General features: G+C 64.0%; 15 protein-coding genes and 2 tRNA genes. 9 read left to right on the plus strand and 8 right to left on the minus strand.

Annotated elements, in window-relative coordinates:
• Positions 1–362 (plus strand): hypothetical protein (locus QOL68_RS13605; protein WP_282949895.1); only part of this gene is annotated, 362 nt, incomplete at its 5' end.
• Between the two features lie 53 nt (positions 363–415).
• Positions 416–697 (plus strand): hypothetical protein, encoded by a 282-nt coding sequence (locus QOL68_RS13610; RefSeq protein ID WP_282949894.1) that lies wholly within the window; start codon positions 416–418, stop codon positions 695–697.
• A gap of 16 nt (positions 698–713) precedes the next feature.
• On the opposite strand, the gene QOL68_RS13615 is transcribed toward QOL68_RS13610, so the two are convergent.
• Positions 714–911 (minus strand): hypothetical protein, encoded by a 198-nt coding sequence (locus tag QOL68_RS13615; RefSeq protein ID WP_058455510.1) that lies wholly within the window; start codon positions 909–911, stop codon positions 714–716.
• Positions 912–1088: 177 nt separating this feature from the next.
• On the opposite strand from QOL68_RS13615, the gene QOL68_RS13620 reads away from it, so the two are divergent.
• A tRNA-Leu gene (locus QOL68_RS13620) sits at positions 1089–1173 on the plus strand.
• A gap of 88 nt (positions 1174–1261) precedes the next feature.
• Positions 1262–2851, plus strand: a complete 1590-nt coding sequence (tig, locus tag QOL68_RS13625) for a trigger factor (RefSeq protein ID WP_282949893.1) — start codon at positions 1262–1264, stop codon at positions 2849–2851.
• A 400-nt stretch (positions 2852–3251) separates the two neighbouring features.
• Here tig and QOL68_RS13630 read toward each other — a convergent pair whose 3' ends face one another.
• Genes QOL68_RS13630 through QOL68_RS13640 form a run of 3 tightly spaced genes read right to left on the minus strand, consistent with a single transcriptional unit; the run spans position 3252 to position 4876 of the window.
• Positions 3252–3839, minus strand: a complete 588-nt coding sequence (locus tag QOL68_RS13630; RefSeq protein WP_282949892.1) for a GNAT family N-acetyltransferase — start codon at positions 3837–3839, stop codon at positions 3252–3254.
• Positions 3836–4234 (minus strand): ketosteroid isomerase-related protein, encoded by a 399-nt coding sequence (locus QOL68_RS13635; RefSeq protein ID WP_058455508.1) that lies wholly within the window; start codon positions 4232–4234, stop codon positions 3836–3838. Before QOL68_RS13635 ends, QOL68_RS13630 begins: the two co-directional genes overlap by 4 nt.
• Before the next feature lie 24 nt (positions 4235–4258).
• Positions 4259–4876 (minus strand): DNA-3-methyladenine glycosylase family protein, encoded by a 618-nt coding sequence (locus QOL68_RS13640; protein WP_058455507.1) that lies wholly within the window; start codon positions 4874–4876, stop codon positions 4259–4261.
• Positions 4877–4977: 101 nt separating this feature from the next.
• Between QOL68_RS13640 and QOL68_RS13645 the strand changes: the two genes are divergently transcribed.
• Positions 4978–5295, plus strand: a complete 318-nt coding sequence (locus tag QOL68_RS13645) for a 2Fe-2S iron-sulfur cluster-binding protein (RefSeq protein ID WP_058455506.1) — start codon at positions 4978–4980, stop codon at positions 5293–5295.
• A 3-nt stretch (positions 5296–5298) separates the two neighbouring features.
• Here the strand turns inward: QOL68_RS13645 and rlmB are convergent, their stop codons facing one another.
• A complete protein-coding gene (gene rlmB, locus QOL68_RS13650) occupies positions 5299–6066 on the minus strand; it encodes a 23S rRNA (guanosine(2251)-2'-O)-methyltransferase RlmB (RefSeq protein WP_204991488.1) in 768 nt (255 codons plus the stop codon).
• A 79-nt stretch (positions 6067–6145) separates the two neighbouring features.
• Between rlmB and QOL68_RS13655 the strand changes: the two genes are divergently transcribed.
• From QOL68_RS13655 to QOL68_RS13665, 3 genes are all read left to right on the plus strand, one after another.
• A tRNA-Tyr gene (locus QOL68_RS13655) sits at positions 6146–6231 on the plus strand.
• A 194-nt stretch (positions 6232–6425) separates the two neighbouring features.
• Positions 6426–6614, plus strand: coding sequence for an Arm DNA-binding domain-containing protein (locus QOL68_RS13660; RefSeq protein ID WP_282949891.1), 189 nt, complete (start codon positions 6426–6428; stop codon positions 6612–6614).
• A gap of 230 nt (positions 6615–6844) precedes the next feature.
• The gene (locus QOL68_RS13665) at positions 6845–7570 is read left to right on the plus strand and encodes an SDR family NAD(P)-dependent oxidoreductase (protein WP_282949890.1); all 726 of its coding nucleotides are present in this window, start codon (positions 6845–6847) and stop codon (positions 7568–7570) included.
• Positions 7571–7658: 88 nt separating this feature from the next.
• Here the strand turns inward: QOL68_RS13665 and QOL68_RS13670 are convergent, their stop codons facing one another.
• The 3 genes from QOL68_RS13670 to QOL68_RS13680 all read right to left on the minus strand — a co-directional run bounded on the left by QOL68_RS13670 (position 7659) and on the right by QOL68_RS13680 (position 12723).
• Positions 7659–8669 carry a sensor histidine kinase gene (locus QOL68_RS13670; protein WP_282949889.1) on the minus strand — a complete coding sequence of 337 codons (1011 nt, stop codon included), beginning with the start codon at positions 8667–8669 and terminating at the stop codon, positions 7659–7661.
• A 293-nt stretch (positions 8670–8962) separates the two neighbouring features.
• Positions 8963–10897 carry an AsmA family protein gene (locus QOL68_RS13675; protein ID WP_282949888.1) on the minus strand — a complete coding sequence of 645 codons (1935 nt, stop codon included), beginning with the start codon at positions 10895–10897 and terminating at the stop codon, positions 8963–8965.
• Entirely contained in the window at positions 10894–12723 is a 1830-nt protein-coding gene (locus QOL68_RS13680) for a cation:proton antiporter (RefSeq protein WP_282949887.1), read from the minus strand. The genes QOL68_RS13675 and QOL68_RS13680 overlap by 4 nt, the downstream gene beginning before the upstream one ends.
• A 257-nt stretch (positions 12724–12980) precedes the next feature.
• Here QOL68_RS13680 and QOL68_RS13685 point away from each other — a divergent pair, with 257 nt between their 5' ends.
• Positions 12981–13151 (plus strand): DUF1328 domain-containing protein, encoded by a 171-nt coding sequence (locus QOL68_RS13685; protein ID WP_082657742.1) that lies wholly within the window; start codon positions 12981–12983, stop codon positions 13149–13151.
• Positions 13152–13768 lie beyond the last annotated feature (617 nt).

The raw sequence follows: 13768 nt of genomic DNA on the forward strand, positions 1-13768 counted from the left end.
TTTGCCTTCCTGCCGGGAAAATACGAGCGTTTCAGATGCGTATGCCCGCGCCGGGCGCCTTAGAAAAGGAGGCGCAGCGGCAGGCGATTTGGCTTGGGGATCGGAAATTGCGGGGTGAGCTTCAGAATCTTGATGTTTCGCTCTGTACCTCGTGGAAGGGAATCGCGTCCACGAAGCCTAAAGGAAAGATGTCGTTGGAGATTGCATGGTCAGCGCCGGATTTGGGCGCTGGCGCTGTTAAATGTGTTTCCAGTGTCAAGATTTCTTTAGACGGCGACGATCCTCGCATTTCTGATCGGCCCATGATTGTCGCTATTTTGGCTTCGTTGGCGAATGCGCGGCATTGCCTCGATGAAACCTAGCCGACTACAATAGATGTTCTACGGCGTTCCGCGCCGGGGTATTGGCAAGCCATGTGCTCCTGCGAGAGCTGGCGAATGGATTTCAGTGGCCGCTCGCCTCGACGTCGCTGTTCGAGGTCGGCAAGGTCGAACCCGACAAGATGAGCGGGCACGATGCGGTGCGCTTTACCTTCACCTATGCGGTCGAGGGCGACCAGCTTCCGCGCAAGGGGATCGCCAAGGCAGCGGTGGTAAAGGGTCAGCTCCATCTGGTCAGCTTCGTCGCGCCCTCGATCCACTATTTCGACCGCGATGCCGCGAAAGTGAACAAGCTGCTCGATACGCTGAAAATCTGACGCGCAGTCGGCGCTGTCAAATCTGACCGGGCGGCACTTCGCTCGGCCCGCGTCCCGGTTCGTCCACATCGCCGCCACCGGGCCCGCCGGGGATTTCCTGCGGCTGCCCCGCCGGGTCTTCCAGCGGCGTCGGCTGTACCGGCTGTTCGGGCGGCGCCTGTGGTTCGATCGTATCGGGCTTCGGCTTCGGAAGCGGGTCGGCGCCGGTCGTCATGATGATTCTCCTCGATTCCCCAACGAACCGGCGCGGCGCATGTTCCGCCTCGCGCATTCGGGCGGAAAAGGGGGCTTTCCGGCCTTGCCCTCGGCCGCGTGTCTGCTATAGCCCCGCGCGGCCCGCACGGGCGTGCGCGGCAGCGCGCGATGTCGTGCACCCCGGCCGAAAGCTCCTGCGGGCGTGGCGGAATTGGTAGACGCGCTGGTTTTAGGTACCAGTATCGCAAGATGTGGGGGTTCGAGTCCCTTCGCCCGCACCACCTTCGCGAGCAGCAGGCCGGGAATGGGGAACTTCGTCTGTCAGGCGGGGTTCGATACGAGATTTTGAGCAAGGATAAGACCAAGGCAATGAAGACCGTCGAAACGCTGAACGAAGGCCTGAAGCGCGAATATCGCCTGACCATCACCGCGAAGGATATCGACGCGCGCGTCGATGAGGAAGTGAAGGCTGTCGCGCCGACCGTGCGGATGCCCGGCTTCCGCCCCGGCAAGGTTCCGCCGAACCTGATCCGCAAGATGCATGGCGAGGCGCTGTCGGCCGATGCGCTCAACAAGGCGATCGATCAGGGCGTCAAGGACCTGATCGCGAAGGAAAAGCTGCGCCCGGCGATCCAGCCCGGCGTGACGCTCGCCGACGACTATGAGCGCGGCAAGGATGCCGAACTGACCGTTGCGCTCGAGGTGCTGCCCGAGATTGCGGCCCCGTCGGTCGACGGGTTGAAGCTCGAGCGTCTGACCGTTCCCGCCGACGACGCGGCGGTGATGGCGAAGATCGAGGAATTCGCAGCGCAGATGAAGCGCTTCGAGGAAGCTCCGAAGACGAAGAAGGCCGCGACCGGCGACCAGGTCATCATCGACTTCGCGGGCAGCGTCGACGGCGTCGCGTTCGACGGCGGCACGGGCGAGGACATGGCGGTCGAGATCGGCTCGGGCCAGCTCATCCCCGGCTTCGAGGACCAGCTCGTCGGCGCGAAGGTTGGCGACGAAAAGACGATCAAGGTGACCTTCCCCGAAGATTATCCGGTCGAGAATCTGAAGGGCCAGCCCGCCGAATTCGCGATCACCGTCAAGGAAGTGAAGGTTCCGGCCGCGTCGAAGATCGACGACGAGTTCGCGAAGTCGCTGGGCCTCGAAAGCCTCGACAAGCTGAAAGAGCTGATGAAGGACCAGGTCGAGCAGGAGCTCAATGGCCTGACGCGCACCTATATGAAGCGCAAGCTGCTCGACCAGCTCGCCGCCGCGCACGACTTCGACGTGCCGCCGACGATGGTCGAGGCCGAATTCGCCCAGATCTGGCAGCAGCTCGAGCATGAGGCGAGCCACGAAGCCGATCCCGAGGCGGCGAAGGCCGAACTCGAAAAGGATCGCGACGAATATCATGCGATCGCGGTGCGCCGCGTCCGTCTGGGCCTGCTGCTCTCCGAGATCGGCCAGGCGCACGGCGTGCAGGTGTCGAACCAGGAAATGCAGCGCCTGATCATGCAGGCGGCGCAGCAGTATCGACCCGAGGACCGCCAGCGTTTCGTCGAATATGTCCAGCAGGACGCGCTTGCCGCCGCGCAGCTTCGCGCCCCGCTGTATGAGGACAAGGTCGTCGACTTCCTGTTCGAGAAGGCCGAGATCAGCGACCGCGAAACCACCCGCGAGGAGCTGGAAGCCGCGATCGAAGCCGATGATGACGGTCACGTTCATGGCCCGGGCTGCGGCCACGAACATCACGACCACGATCACAAGCCCGCCAAGAAGGCGGCCGCGAAGAAGCCGGCCGCCAAGAAGGAAGCGGTGAAGGAAGAGGCCAAGGCCGAAGAAGCGCCCGCCAAGAAGGCTCCGGCGAAGAAAGCCGCGGCTCCGAAGGCCGAGGCCGAGGAAAAGCCCGCCGCCGCGAAGAAGGCGCCGGCCAAGAAACCGGCAGCGAAGAAGGCGGCTCCGGCCGAGTAAGCTTCGCACTTGATGAATGAAAAAGGCCGGGTGGAGCGATCCATCCGGCCTTTTTATTAGCTCTCTGGTAGAGCGCCGGACGACTGGCTGTTTTGGGGTGGCGAGCGGACGTTTGGCCACCCACCTTCGTCATCCCGGACTTGATCCGGGATCCACGGCGGCGGCGAAGTCATGGACCCCGGATCAAGTCCGGGGTGACGAAGAAGGAGTTATCCTCCCTGTCGCGAAGCAATGGGAGGGGGACCGCCGCCGCAGGCGGTGGTGGAGGGGCCGCAACGGCGGCGCAAAAGCCCCTCCGTCAGCGCTTCGCGCTGCCACCTCCCCATGCCTGCGGCACAGGGAGGATAAATGTCCACCTCCGGCCGAAAGCTGTCACCCGTCGTTAGGCCATTGTCCAAGGTCAAAGCCCGCGCGTCCAGTATTGCAGCCGGTGCGGCTGCTCTTCCGCGCTCCCGACTGTCTTCCAGTCGAAGGTAGCCGTCACGCCTGCCAGCGGGGCGTAGCCGCGGCTGCGCCAGAAGGCGTCGAGGGGACGGTGGTCGGCGGGGCGCATGGGATGGTCTTCGGCGCGGATGACGCTGCAGAAGGCGGCATGCGATGCGCCGTGCGCGCGGGCCTGCGCCTCGCGATGGTCGAAGAAGGCGTGGCCGATGCCTTCGCCCCGATATTCGCCGAGCAGGACGGATTCGCCGAAGTAAAAGGTGCGGCCGATATCGAATCCTGCCGCCGCGAGCGGGTCGCGCCACGCCGGGTCCTGCGCGGCAAGCGGCGCGGCAGTGGCGGCGCCGACGATGTCCGTGCCGTCGCGCGCGACCACGACGACCGCGCCCTCGGCTGCGGCAAAATGAGCGAGGTAATCGGCCTCATAGGCCGCATCGCCATCGTAGAGATAGGGGAAGTCACGAAATACCGCGATGCGCAGCCGGGCGAGGGCAGGGATGACCCCGGCCAATTCCGCGCCCGTAACCGCCGCAACCGCGAGCGTCACGCGCCGACCTGCCTCAGCCAGTCCTGCAAGTTGTAATAGGTCGTCACGCGGTCGATCAGGCCGTCGGCGTTGACCGACAGAAAGGCGCCGCCGGGAAGGCGGTAGGTCTGGCCATTTGCCTCGGGCAGGCCCTCGTCGGTAGCGAGATAGGTGCCGTTCACGATGAACTCCGCGGCGGCGCGATTGCCTTCGACAAAGATCACCATGTCGGTGAGTTGCTCGCGGTAGCAGCGCGTCATATGCGCGTTGAATTCCGCGAACAGAGCCTTGCCGTGGCGCGGTTCGCCCTGGTTGACGTCATGACGCATATCATCGGCGACGAGCGCGAGCATCGCGTCGGTATCGCCGGCATTGAACGCAGCGTAGTAAGCGGTGACGATGTCGCGGGTGGTCATTCCATGGCGTCCTTGAAGAGATGATCAGATCACATCCATATTGTAGCAGTGCCAGCTGAAGATCGCCGCGGCGCCGCGGTGCGGGCGCCACGGCTCGGCGAGTTCGCGCACGGCCTTTTCGCCCGGTCGCTCGCCGAGCTGGAGGATGCGGCCGACGGCCTCCTGCACCGCAAGATCGCCCGCGGGCCAGATGTCAGGGCGCCCTTCGGCGAAAAGCAGATAGATTTCGGCCGACCAGCGGCCGATCCCCTTGACCTTGGTCAGCAATGCGATCGCCTCCTCGTCATCGGCGGGCAGGGCGTCGAATTTCAGTTCGCCGTCGATCACGAGCTGTGCGAGGCTTTTCGCATAGCCCTGTTTCTGCGCCGACAGGCCGCAGGCACGCAGCGCGTCGAATTCGGCGGCCGCCATCACCTCGGCCGGGCATCCTTCGCCGAACCCGGCCTCGAGCTTGTTCCAGATCGAATTCGCCGCCGCGACACTCACCTGCTGGCCGACGATAGTGCGCAGGAGAGTCGTGTATCCCGGTTCGCGGATGCGCGGTTCGGGATAGCCCGCATGGCCGAGCGCACGCGCGAAATTGGCGTCGCGTTCCGCCAGCGCGTCGATTCCCGCGTTCAGTTGCCGCTGGCTGAGGCCCATCGCATATTCTCCATTTGTTCTTGCCGCCGCTGATAGCAACGCTTGATTTGCCGCGCAACGCACGACATAGCGCCTGCGACAAGAAACCGATGGGGACTAGCATGGCCAAGCTGATTGTCGTGACGCGTGACGGGACCGAGCATGAGATCGAGGGCGACACCAGCCTGACCGTGATGGAGAATATCCGCGACGCAGGCTTCGACGAGCTGCTGGCGCTGTGCGGCGGTTGTTGTTCGTGCGCGACGTGCCATGTGCACATCGAGGGCGGCGACAAGAGCGCGATCCCCGCGATGAGCGAGGACGAGAACGACCTGCTCGATTCGACGACCGATCGCGACGACAATTCGCGCCTGTCGTGCCAGATTCCGTTCAGCGACGCGCTCGACGGCCTTCGCGTGCGGATCGCCGCCGAGGACTGAGCCTTACCGGCCCGACGTCGCGACCGCGTAGAGCGCGATTGCCGCGGCGTTCGAGATATTGAGGCTCTCCATCCGCGGCGAGATGGGGAGCTTCGCCAGCACGTCGCAATGCTCCATCACATTGTGGCGCATGCCGTCGCCTTCCGACCCCAGCACCAGCGCGACCTTGCTGCCGTCGAGCGTCGAACCCAGAGTCGTTTCGGTGTCGCCTGTCAGCCCGATGCGCCAATATTGCGCCTCGGCGATCTCCTCCAGCGCGCGCGACAGGTTGACGACGCGCACCCACGGTACGGTTTCGAGCGCGCCCGACGCCGAGCGCGCGATGACGCCGCTTTCGGGCGGGCTGTGACGATCCTGTGTGATGATCGCCGCGGCATCGAAAGCGGCGGCCGAGCGCAGCACCGCACCGATATTGTGCGGGTCGGTGACCTGGTCGAGGACGACGAGCGGCCGCGTACTTCCCGCGTCGACCTCGTCCTGGAGCAGGTCGCCGAGGTAGATTTCTTCGAGCGGATCGACCTCGATCACGAGGCCCTGGTGCGGGGCATCGCGCGCGACGAGTCGCGCCAGGTCGGCGACGTCGGCGTAGCTGATCGGAATCACCGGCGGCAGGTCGAGCTGGCCCAACGCTTCGCGCGTGCCCCAGATGCGTTTTACGGTGCGCTCCGGGTTGGCGAGCGCGGCGAGAACGGCGTGGCGTCCCCAGAAACGGATGGCCTGGCCGCGCTGGCCCGAGCCCTGCGGGCGGCGGTGACGGGAAAATTGTCTCATGGCCGCGCCTTTCCCATGACTGCCATTGACAGGCAAGTCTCGTTTCGCCATTGGGCCTCTTCCCAAAGCGGGCCCCAATGGACAGGTGGCCGAGTGGTTAAAGGCAGCAGACTGTAAATCTGCCCGGGTTTCCGTACGCTGGTTCGAATCCAGCCCTGTCCACCACCCTCTGGTCCGAGGGCATCTCCTAAAATCGATGAAAGCCCCAGAAAATCTGGCGTATAATCGTATTGGTCGGCTCCCAATATCCCATTTCCTTCCACCGCAGCCAGCAAGAAGTGTGGGGGGATGTGGGGGTAAATTTCTCGGGCCTTCAAAGTTAGCCTCCCGAGTGTGGAGGAAAATATGAGGGTTAATCTATGAAGAAGCTGACGGCTTTGGCGATCAAGACAGCTATGGGCCATCCTGGCATATATCAGGACGGCGACGGACTGTTCCTGAAGGTGGACAAGCAGGGCGGGGCTTGTTGGCTTTTACGCCCGCAACGCGACGGCAAGCGGCAGGACCAGCGTCAGTGTTCGCCGGTCTTCCGCAGGAGACCATGCTGAGTTCGCTGGCATGAGGATCTAGAACAACCTTCGATGTATCTGGAACGTTGTTCTAGGAGCTGCGATGAGTCGGTATTCAGACATCTTGAAGGCAGCGCGATCCGGCTGGCGGTCGAGGCTGGCTTCTAGGCAACCGCTCTACCTTCCCTTTGAGACACGTGGGATATTCTGCCGCCGCCCCTTAAGGGTTCCGTCACCTGGGTGGGTCCAGTAGCCGGAAGGAGAGGCATTTGGGCGGCAAGCGGGCATTGGTGATCGGGAGCGGCGGTGGTATCGGCGCCGCGCTTGTCGATCGGCTGGTCGCATCGGGTCGATTTAACCGCATCTATGCCGGGAACAGGCGGCCCCATTCGTGCCATCATCCCAATGTGACAAGGCTGACGATCGATATATTGGACGACGCCACGCTTGCCGGGGCAGGTCGTCAAATCGCCCGGGATGGCGCCCTCGACCTTGTGATCGTGGCGACGGGGCTCCTGCACCGCGGAACGGACATCCGCCCTGAAAAGAGCCTTCGGCAGCTCGACGCCTCGGTGATGGCCGAGGTCTTTGCGGTCAACAGCATCGGGCCCGCGCTCGTCGCAAAGCATATTCTTCCTCTGCTGGCCCGGAGGCAACGGGCGGTCGCCATATTTCTTTCTGCGCGCGTTGGTTCGATTGCGGACAACAGGCTTGGCGGATGGCATAGCTACCGGGCCTCCAAGGCGGCACTCAATGCCTTGGTTCGCTGCTTCGCAATAGAACTCGCCCGCAACAGTCCGGATGCGATCGTCGCGGCACTGCACCCGGGAACTGTGGACACGCCGCTCTCGGAGCCATTTCAGGCGCGAATAGCTGGATCATCGCTCTTTAGTGCGGATCACAGTGCGGCAAGCATTCTGGCCGTCATTGACCAGCTAGCGCCGACGGATAGCGGGGGTTTCTTTGGCTGGGATGGAAGGCCCATCCCGTTTTGACCGTTTCGAGACCTCCCAAGTCTCTGGCTGTCCGCTTTACCGAAGATCGTGCGAGAAGCAGTCCGACCGGAAGCGGCCATTCGCTGTCTCAGCTAACAAGCTCGTTGGCCGGCGCTGTGATGTCGATCGTAAGGCCCGTCGGCAGAAAATGGCGGTCGACCTTGCTGCGTCCGCCGAGCCCCCGATCGATGAGGCGCGTGCCAAATCCCTTACGCTCCGTCGGCGTCGATGGCGGTCCGCCTGTTTCGTGCCAATGAAAGTGCAGCGTGTCGGCGTCAATGCGCCAGCCGAGCCTCACTGAGCCCTCCGGAACCGAAAGCGCGCCATATTTAATCGCGTTGGTGGCAAGTTCGTGGAGCATCAGCGAGAGCGCCACGGCTGTTCGCGACCCGATGCGCATGTCGGGGCCATCGATCGCGACGCGGCTGCCCGCATCATGCGGTTCGACGGAGGCGCGGATGACCTCGGCGAGCGAAGCACCCGTCCAGTCGCGGCGGAGCAGCACGTCATGCGCATGGCCGAGTGCGGCAAGGCGTTCGTTGAAGGCAGCCAACGCTGGCCCTTCGCTATGGTCGCGCAACGTCTGCGATGCGATTGCCTGCACCATCGCGAGCGTATTCTTGAGGCGATGGCCGAGCTCCTGATTGACCAGAGCAAGATCATTCTGTGCACGGACCATCGCCGTCGTCTCGACCACCGTGTCGAGCATGCCGGCAACGCTGCCATCGGCGCGGCGCAGCGGGCTGTAGCAGAAGGTGAACCAGGCCTCTTCCGGCGCTCCCGAGCGCTCGATCGTCAGCGGCAGATTCTCGATATATGTGTTCTCGCCCGCAAACGCGCGCTCGGTATACCCCCGGATATGGTCCCACGCTTCAGACCAGATATCGGGCCATGCACGACCAAGCGCATCGGGCTTCTGGCCAAGAATAGGAACAAAGGCATCATTATAGATTGTCGTTAAATCGTATCCCCAGACGACCGCCTTGGGAAAGCTTGAATCGAGGATTTGGCGTACGATGATCGTCAGTTCGTTCGGCCAGGCATGGCGAGGTCCGAGAGGCGTCGCCGACCAGTCGAAGGCTTCTATGCGCTCGGCCATCGATGGCGGGACAATCGTTAGAATGGGGAGTGCGTCGAGCGCCGCAACCGGCATTGCCCCAGGAGCCATCAGATCGTGTGAATAGTCTTTGTGCATGGCGCGATCCCGTCGAAGCAAGCGGGAGCGCGCAGTCTCTCAGTCAGACGGATGCTCATTCACTGGTTCTCGTCCAATGCCGTATCTGTAGCAAGATTTTGAGATTCTCCCAACGGCAAATGGAACGCGACCGAGCTCGACGCCGCGAGCTTTGCGGCGTCTTCGATACCCGATTGAGGCCTTCGCCAGCCAAATGCTTATCGGAGCGCTGCCGCCGAAAGCGCTCTGCAATTGACCGAACCCGGCTTGGGGCGCGGCGCATCGGCGTCGGGGTCCTTGCGCAGGCCCAGCGCGGTTCCGATCGAGCGCCCGACCGCGCCGAGCAATCCGCCCGACTTGCCGCGTTTGCCCGCGGGTGCGAAGCTGATCTCGGGCTTCGACAGGGTACCCTCGACCTTCAGCGGATCGACCAGCTTGAGGCCGGGCTTCTGGCTGGCCGCGCCGGTCATCGACAGCGCGACCGTCTCGCCGTCGAGATTGATCAGGCCGCGGCCCGTCGCGCGCGATATTGCGGTGTCGATGATGAGCGGGGCGGGGGTCAGCTTGCCGCCCTTCGCGCTGAAGGCGAGGATCGCGCAGCGTATCGGCGTCATCTCGTCGTCGTCGCCGAGCTTCTGGCCGATCGCGCCGCCAAGATCCTGTCCGATGACATAGGCGGCAGCGCTATTCATGGCCCCCGCGTTAGCGACAAAGGCGATCGTGCCGCTGCCGCCTGCGAAAGCCTCGCGGATGGTGTCGCCGCGACCGGTGATGCGGACGAGCCCGCGAACGGGACCGCGGATCACCTCGGGCTGACCGATGAAAGCGTCGAACGATGCACCCTCAATGCGAAGTTCGGTCGTGAGGATCGGCACGGGATGTCGAGAATCGACCTTGACCCAACCGGTCATTTTTCCGCGTTCGAGTCCGGCGACGGCATTGTCGAGGCGAAGCACGCGGCGGTCGAGGCTGAGCGTTCCAGTAAGGCTCCGGAACACCGAGCCGCCCTTGATCAGCAGGCGGGCGATCGAGACGCGGATGGTTCCGTCCGTCGGTCCCATCTTCGAAAGATTGATGCGCGTGTCGGGGATAATGCGCGGGCCGATGCGTGCTTCTTTTGCGCGCGCCGCCGCGAGGCCCGCATCGTCGGCGAGATCGTCGAAGTCGAGTTCCGGCGCATCGATCGTCCCGTCGATCCTGGTGCGGCCGCTGCGCTTGACCACCGTCGCTTTGGCGCGGATCGTTGAGCGACCGATGCGGCCCTGCAGCCGGTCGATGAACCAGTCTTCGCCCTTGCGGCGGACATCGCCATCGAGCGCGATCGCCTGCGTCCCGAACAGCCCGGCCTCGATGATATGGTCGAGCTCCTTGAGGCTGGTTCCGCGTGCGGACATCTTCATTGTCATCGCCGAAACGTCGAGCGGCGCGGCCATGCTTCCGGTAGCCTGGACATCGAGGAGGGGGGAAGACAGGCGGGCGGTGAAGGGCCAGCCGGTGGCAGTGATCGATGGACCGCCGCCGTCGGCCCGTAGCGTCGCGGCGGCGCCGTTGAAACTGCCGCTTGCCGCGATCCTCACGCCCTTGCGATCGTCGGCCTCGATTGTTCCGGCGATATCGAGCCGTCGCTTTTTGTCCTTCAGCGTGAAGCGACTGTTCCGGATGCGGATTTCGGCAATGCGGAGCGGTTCGCTCGCTTCGCCCCCCCCGTCGGCGGGGCCGCCCCAATTGCTGTTGCCCTTTGCATCGCGGACGAGCGCCAGATCGAGCCCGTCGATGTCGAGCGTGCGCGGTGTGGCATCACCCGTCAGGAGGGAGAAGATGGACACGCGGGCGCTGGCGCGCTCGACCTTCACCATGTCGCCCGGACCCGCCCACTTCGGCTGGCCGATGCGAAGATCGCGCACGGTGACGAGGGGCGTGAAGGAAAGCAGACCGTCGCGTTCAAGCGCGCCGAGTTCCACCGCCGCACCGAACTGGTTCGACAGACTGCGTTCGGCTGCGCCGCGGAGCAGCCCGACCGGGAATGCGCCGAGGAGCAGGACTGCGGACAGGAGCAGACCGCTTATGGCAGCAAGCGCGATCTTCACCTTGCGCGGCAGAGCGTTGGTTAGAGCCTTGGTTCGTTCGGCAAGGGCGCTCCAATGGGCTTTCATGCTGCGATCTCCGCCGAGCCGGTAATCGGCGACGACACCGGCTTCGCGGGACCTTCGGGTGGGACGAAGGTCCAGATGACGTCGTCGACTTCAACGGCGGGCCGTCGGTCGCTCGAGAAGATGACGAGATCGCCCGACGCCTTGGCGACGGCGAGGCTGTCGCCGCCATTCGCCTTCATGCGCACCACGAAATCCTCATAGGTGAACTTCTCGGTGATCCGCGTCCGCCCGAAGGTCCAGCTTGCCTGAAGGCGGTCGAGTAGCTCCTCGATCGAGGTGCCGGCGAGCGTGAAGATGCGGCCTCGGCGCAAGCCCTTGAGGCGCGATTGGCCGCCGGTGCGGCTGACGCGATCGGCCCCGATCTCGGGCGCCAGCTCGCTGCACACAAGCGCGTTGTAGCTGTCGCTACCGGTGGCGGCGATCAGCTGGCGATATTGACCGAGCTCGATCTCGTCCTCATGTGCCTCGTCGAGGATATTGCCATGATGGACGGGAATCTCGACGCGCCTCGCGCGCCGGAGCGCGAGCTTGTCCTCGTCGGCGATCAGCACTTCGCGGTCCTGGCTCTTCATGAACTCGGCGAAGGCGATCGTCCAGCTGTTGGCGCCGACGAGAAGAACGCCGTTGCCCTTACCGCGGTCGAGGTCGAGCAAGCGGGCGACGGCGGCGGCGGTGAAGCCGTGTGCGAAGATGGTGACGATCACGACGCCGAACCCCAGAGGCACGAGCGCCTCGGCGCCGGGCACGCCATAGTCGGTGAGGCGCAGCGCGAACAAACCGGTCACGGCCACCGCGACGATGCCCCGCGGCGCGATCCATGCGACAAACAGCCTTTCCTGGATCGGAATGCGCGTGAAGAGCAGCGCGGTCATGATCGTGAGCGGGCGCACCACGAACAGGAGAAGGAACAGGAATAGGATGAAACGCAGCTCGAAGTTTTGCACCACCTGCCAGTCGAGCGTCGCCGACAGGATGATGAAGACGCCCGACACGAGAAGGATGGTCAGATCCTCCTTGAACCGGCGAAGCATGTGGCTCGAATAGGTTTCGCGGTTTGCCATCACCACTCCCATCACGGTGACGGTGATGAGCCCAGTCTCGTGCATCACGAGGTCGGAAAGCACGAACACTGCGATAACCGAGGTCAGGAGGATCGGCGCTTTCAGATATTCGGGAATCCAGCCGCGCAGATAGGCGGTGGTGAGCGCGAAGCCGGCGGCGATGCCGATTAGGATCGCCAGCGCACTTGCGGCAACGACATCGGCGACGACCGTGGTCGCGCTCGCGCCGCCGCCGTGCGTGATATAGGCGTAGACGCCGACCGCGATCAGCGCCCCGATCGGGTCGTTCACGATCGCTTCCCATTTGAGCATATGCTTGACGCGCGGCGGAATGTTGAGCGAGCGCAGCAGCGGCGAGATCACCGTGGGGCCGGTGACGACCATGACGCCGCCAAACAGCGCGGCGAGCTCGAGCGGCAGGCCGGCGCCGTAATAGGCCGCGGCGGTCCCCAGCGCCCAGCCGAGCGGCACGCCGATGAAGACGAGCATCAAGACGGCCGTACCCGCTTGTCTCAGCTCGCGGAACCTGAGGCTGAGACCGCCCTCGAACAGGATCACCGCTACCGCGAGCTTGATGATCGGTTCGCGCAGCGCGCCAAAATCGCGCTCGGGATCGATGAGCCCAAGAACGGGGCCGGCGATGATCCCCGCGATTAGCATCAGCGCGATCGCAGGGCGACCCGTCCGCCATGCAATCCACTGCGCACCGAGGCCGATGATGCCGATGAGGGCGATTTTGACGAGCAGCGAGTCAATGGCAAACATATGGGGGGATATGCGGCAGGCGAACCGTTGGTTCCCAGCGTGGGTCAGATATGTCGATCGATGGCATCACGTTCGTGGGCGGAGATCGATTATCGGCAGGATGATCCCGAAACAGACGAACGGCGGCGCGGCGGCGGAACCAAACGTCGGGATTCAACGTTATCCGTCCATCAGAACAAGTAAGGGGGCAGCGCAGTCGCTGCCCCGGCGCGCGCATCGGGTCATCCGGAATCGCGCCCTGAAAGAAGGAGAAGATCATGTTTCGCTGGGCTATCATTTTTGCCGTAATCGCGCTCGTCGCGGCGCTTCTGGGTTTCGGCGGCATCGCCGGCCTTTCGGCGGAGTTCGCCAAGATCCTGTTGATCATCGCCGCAGTGCTGTTCGTCGTTGCTCTCGTGTTTGGGCGCGGTCGCCGGACGCTTCCCTGATCCTCCCCGAGCGTGTGGCACGCGCTCATAACTTTGACCGGCGGCTCATCCTTACGGGCCGCCGGCAATTTTCGGCAGGGATGCTCTGAAGGACATAAATGCGAGCTTCGGCGGCTATCCGGTCGCGACTGACGGCCGCTATCCGATCGGGCGCGGGCTGGCTCTGATCAATGAGTCCTGACCCTAGAAAACCTGGGGCGATATGCCCTCTTCGCCCCTCGCGTCCGAGCAAATCCGCTTGCAGCCGGACCATAGTGTGTGGAGGAGTGGGGGAGGATAGGCTTTCCCCCGCACAGTGCTTCCCCCAATTCCGACGAGATAATCTGGGGGTAAATCCCGCGGGGGGACTCACAGCGGTCGCGGTCAAGGTCGCATTGGCGAATCCCGGCTCGCACCAAATTGGCGAGCGGCTGTTCTTGAAAATGGGACTAGCTCGGCCAGCTTGTGGCGGGCGCGAACCGCGCCGTGGAGGCGCAAGGCCGTGGCGGCGGCGCCGAAGGCAGGATAGCCTAATCCGGCCGGGCATTCACGCCGCGCGGCCGCATCGAGGCATTCAGGCGCCTGTGGCCGGCTGGCGCAAACAGCCGCGAGCCGGCCCGGGAGACGGCGCGATCGAC

Origin of the sequence: Sphingopyxis sp. Geo25, assembly GCF_949769135.1 — a bacterium.
In the GTDB taxonomy this organism is placed as follows: domain Bacteria; phylum Pseudomonadota; class Alphaproteobacteria; order Sphingomonadales; family Sphingomonadaceae; genus Sphingopyxis.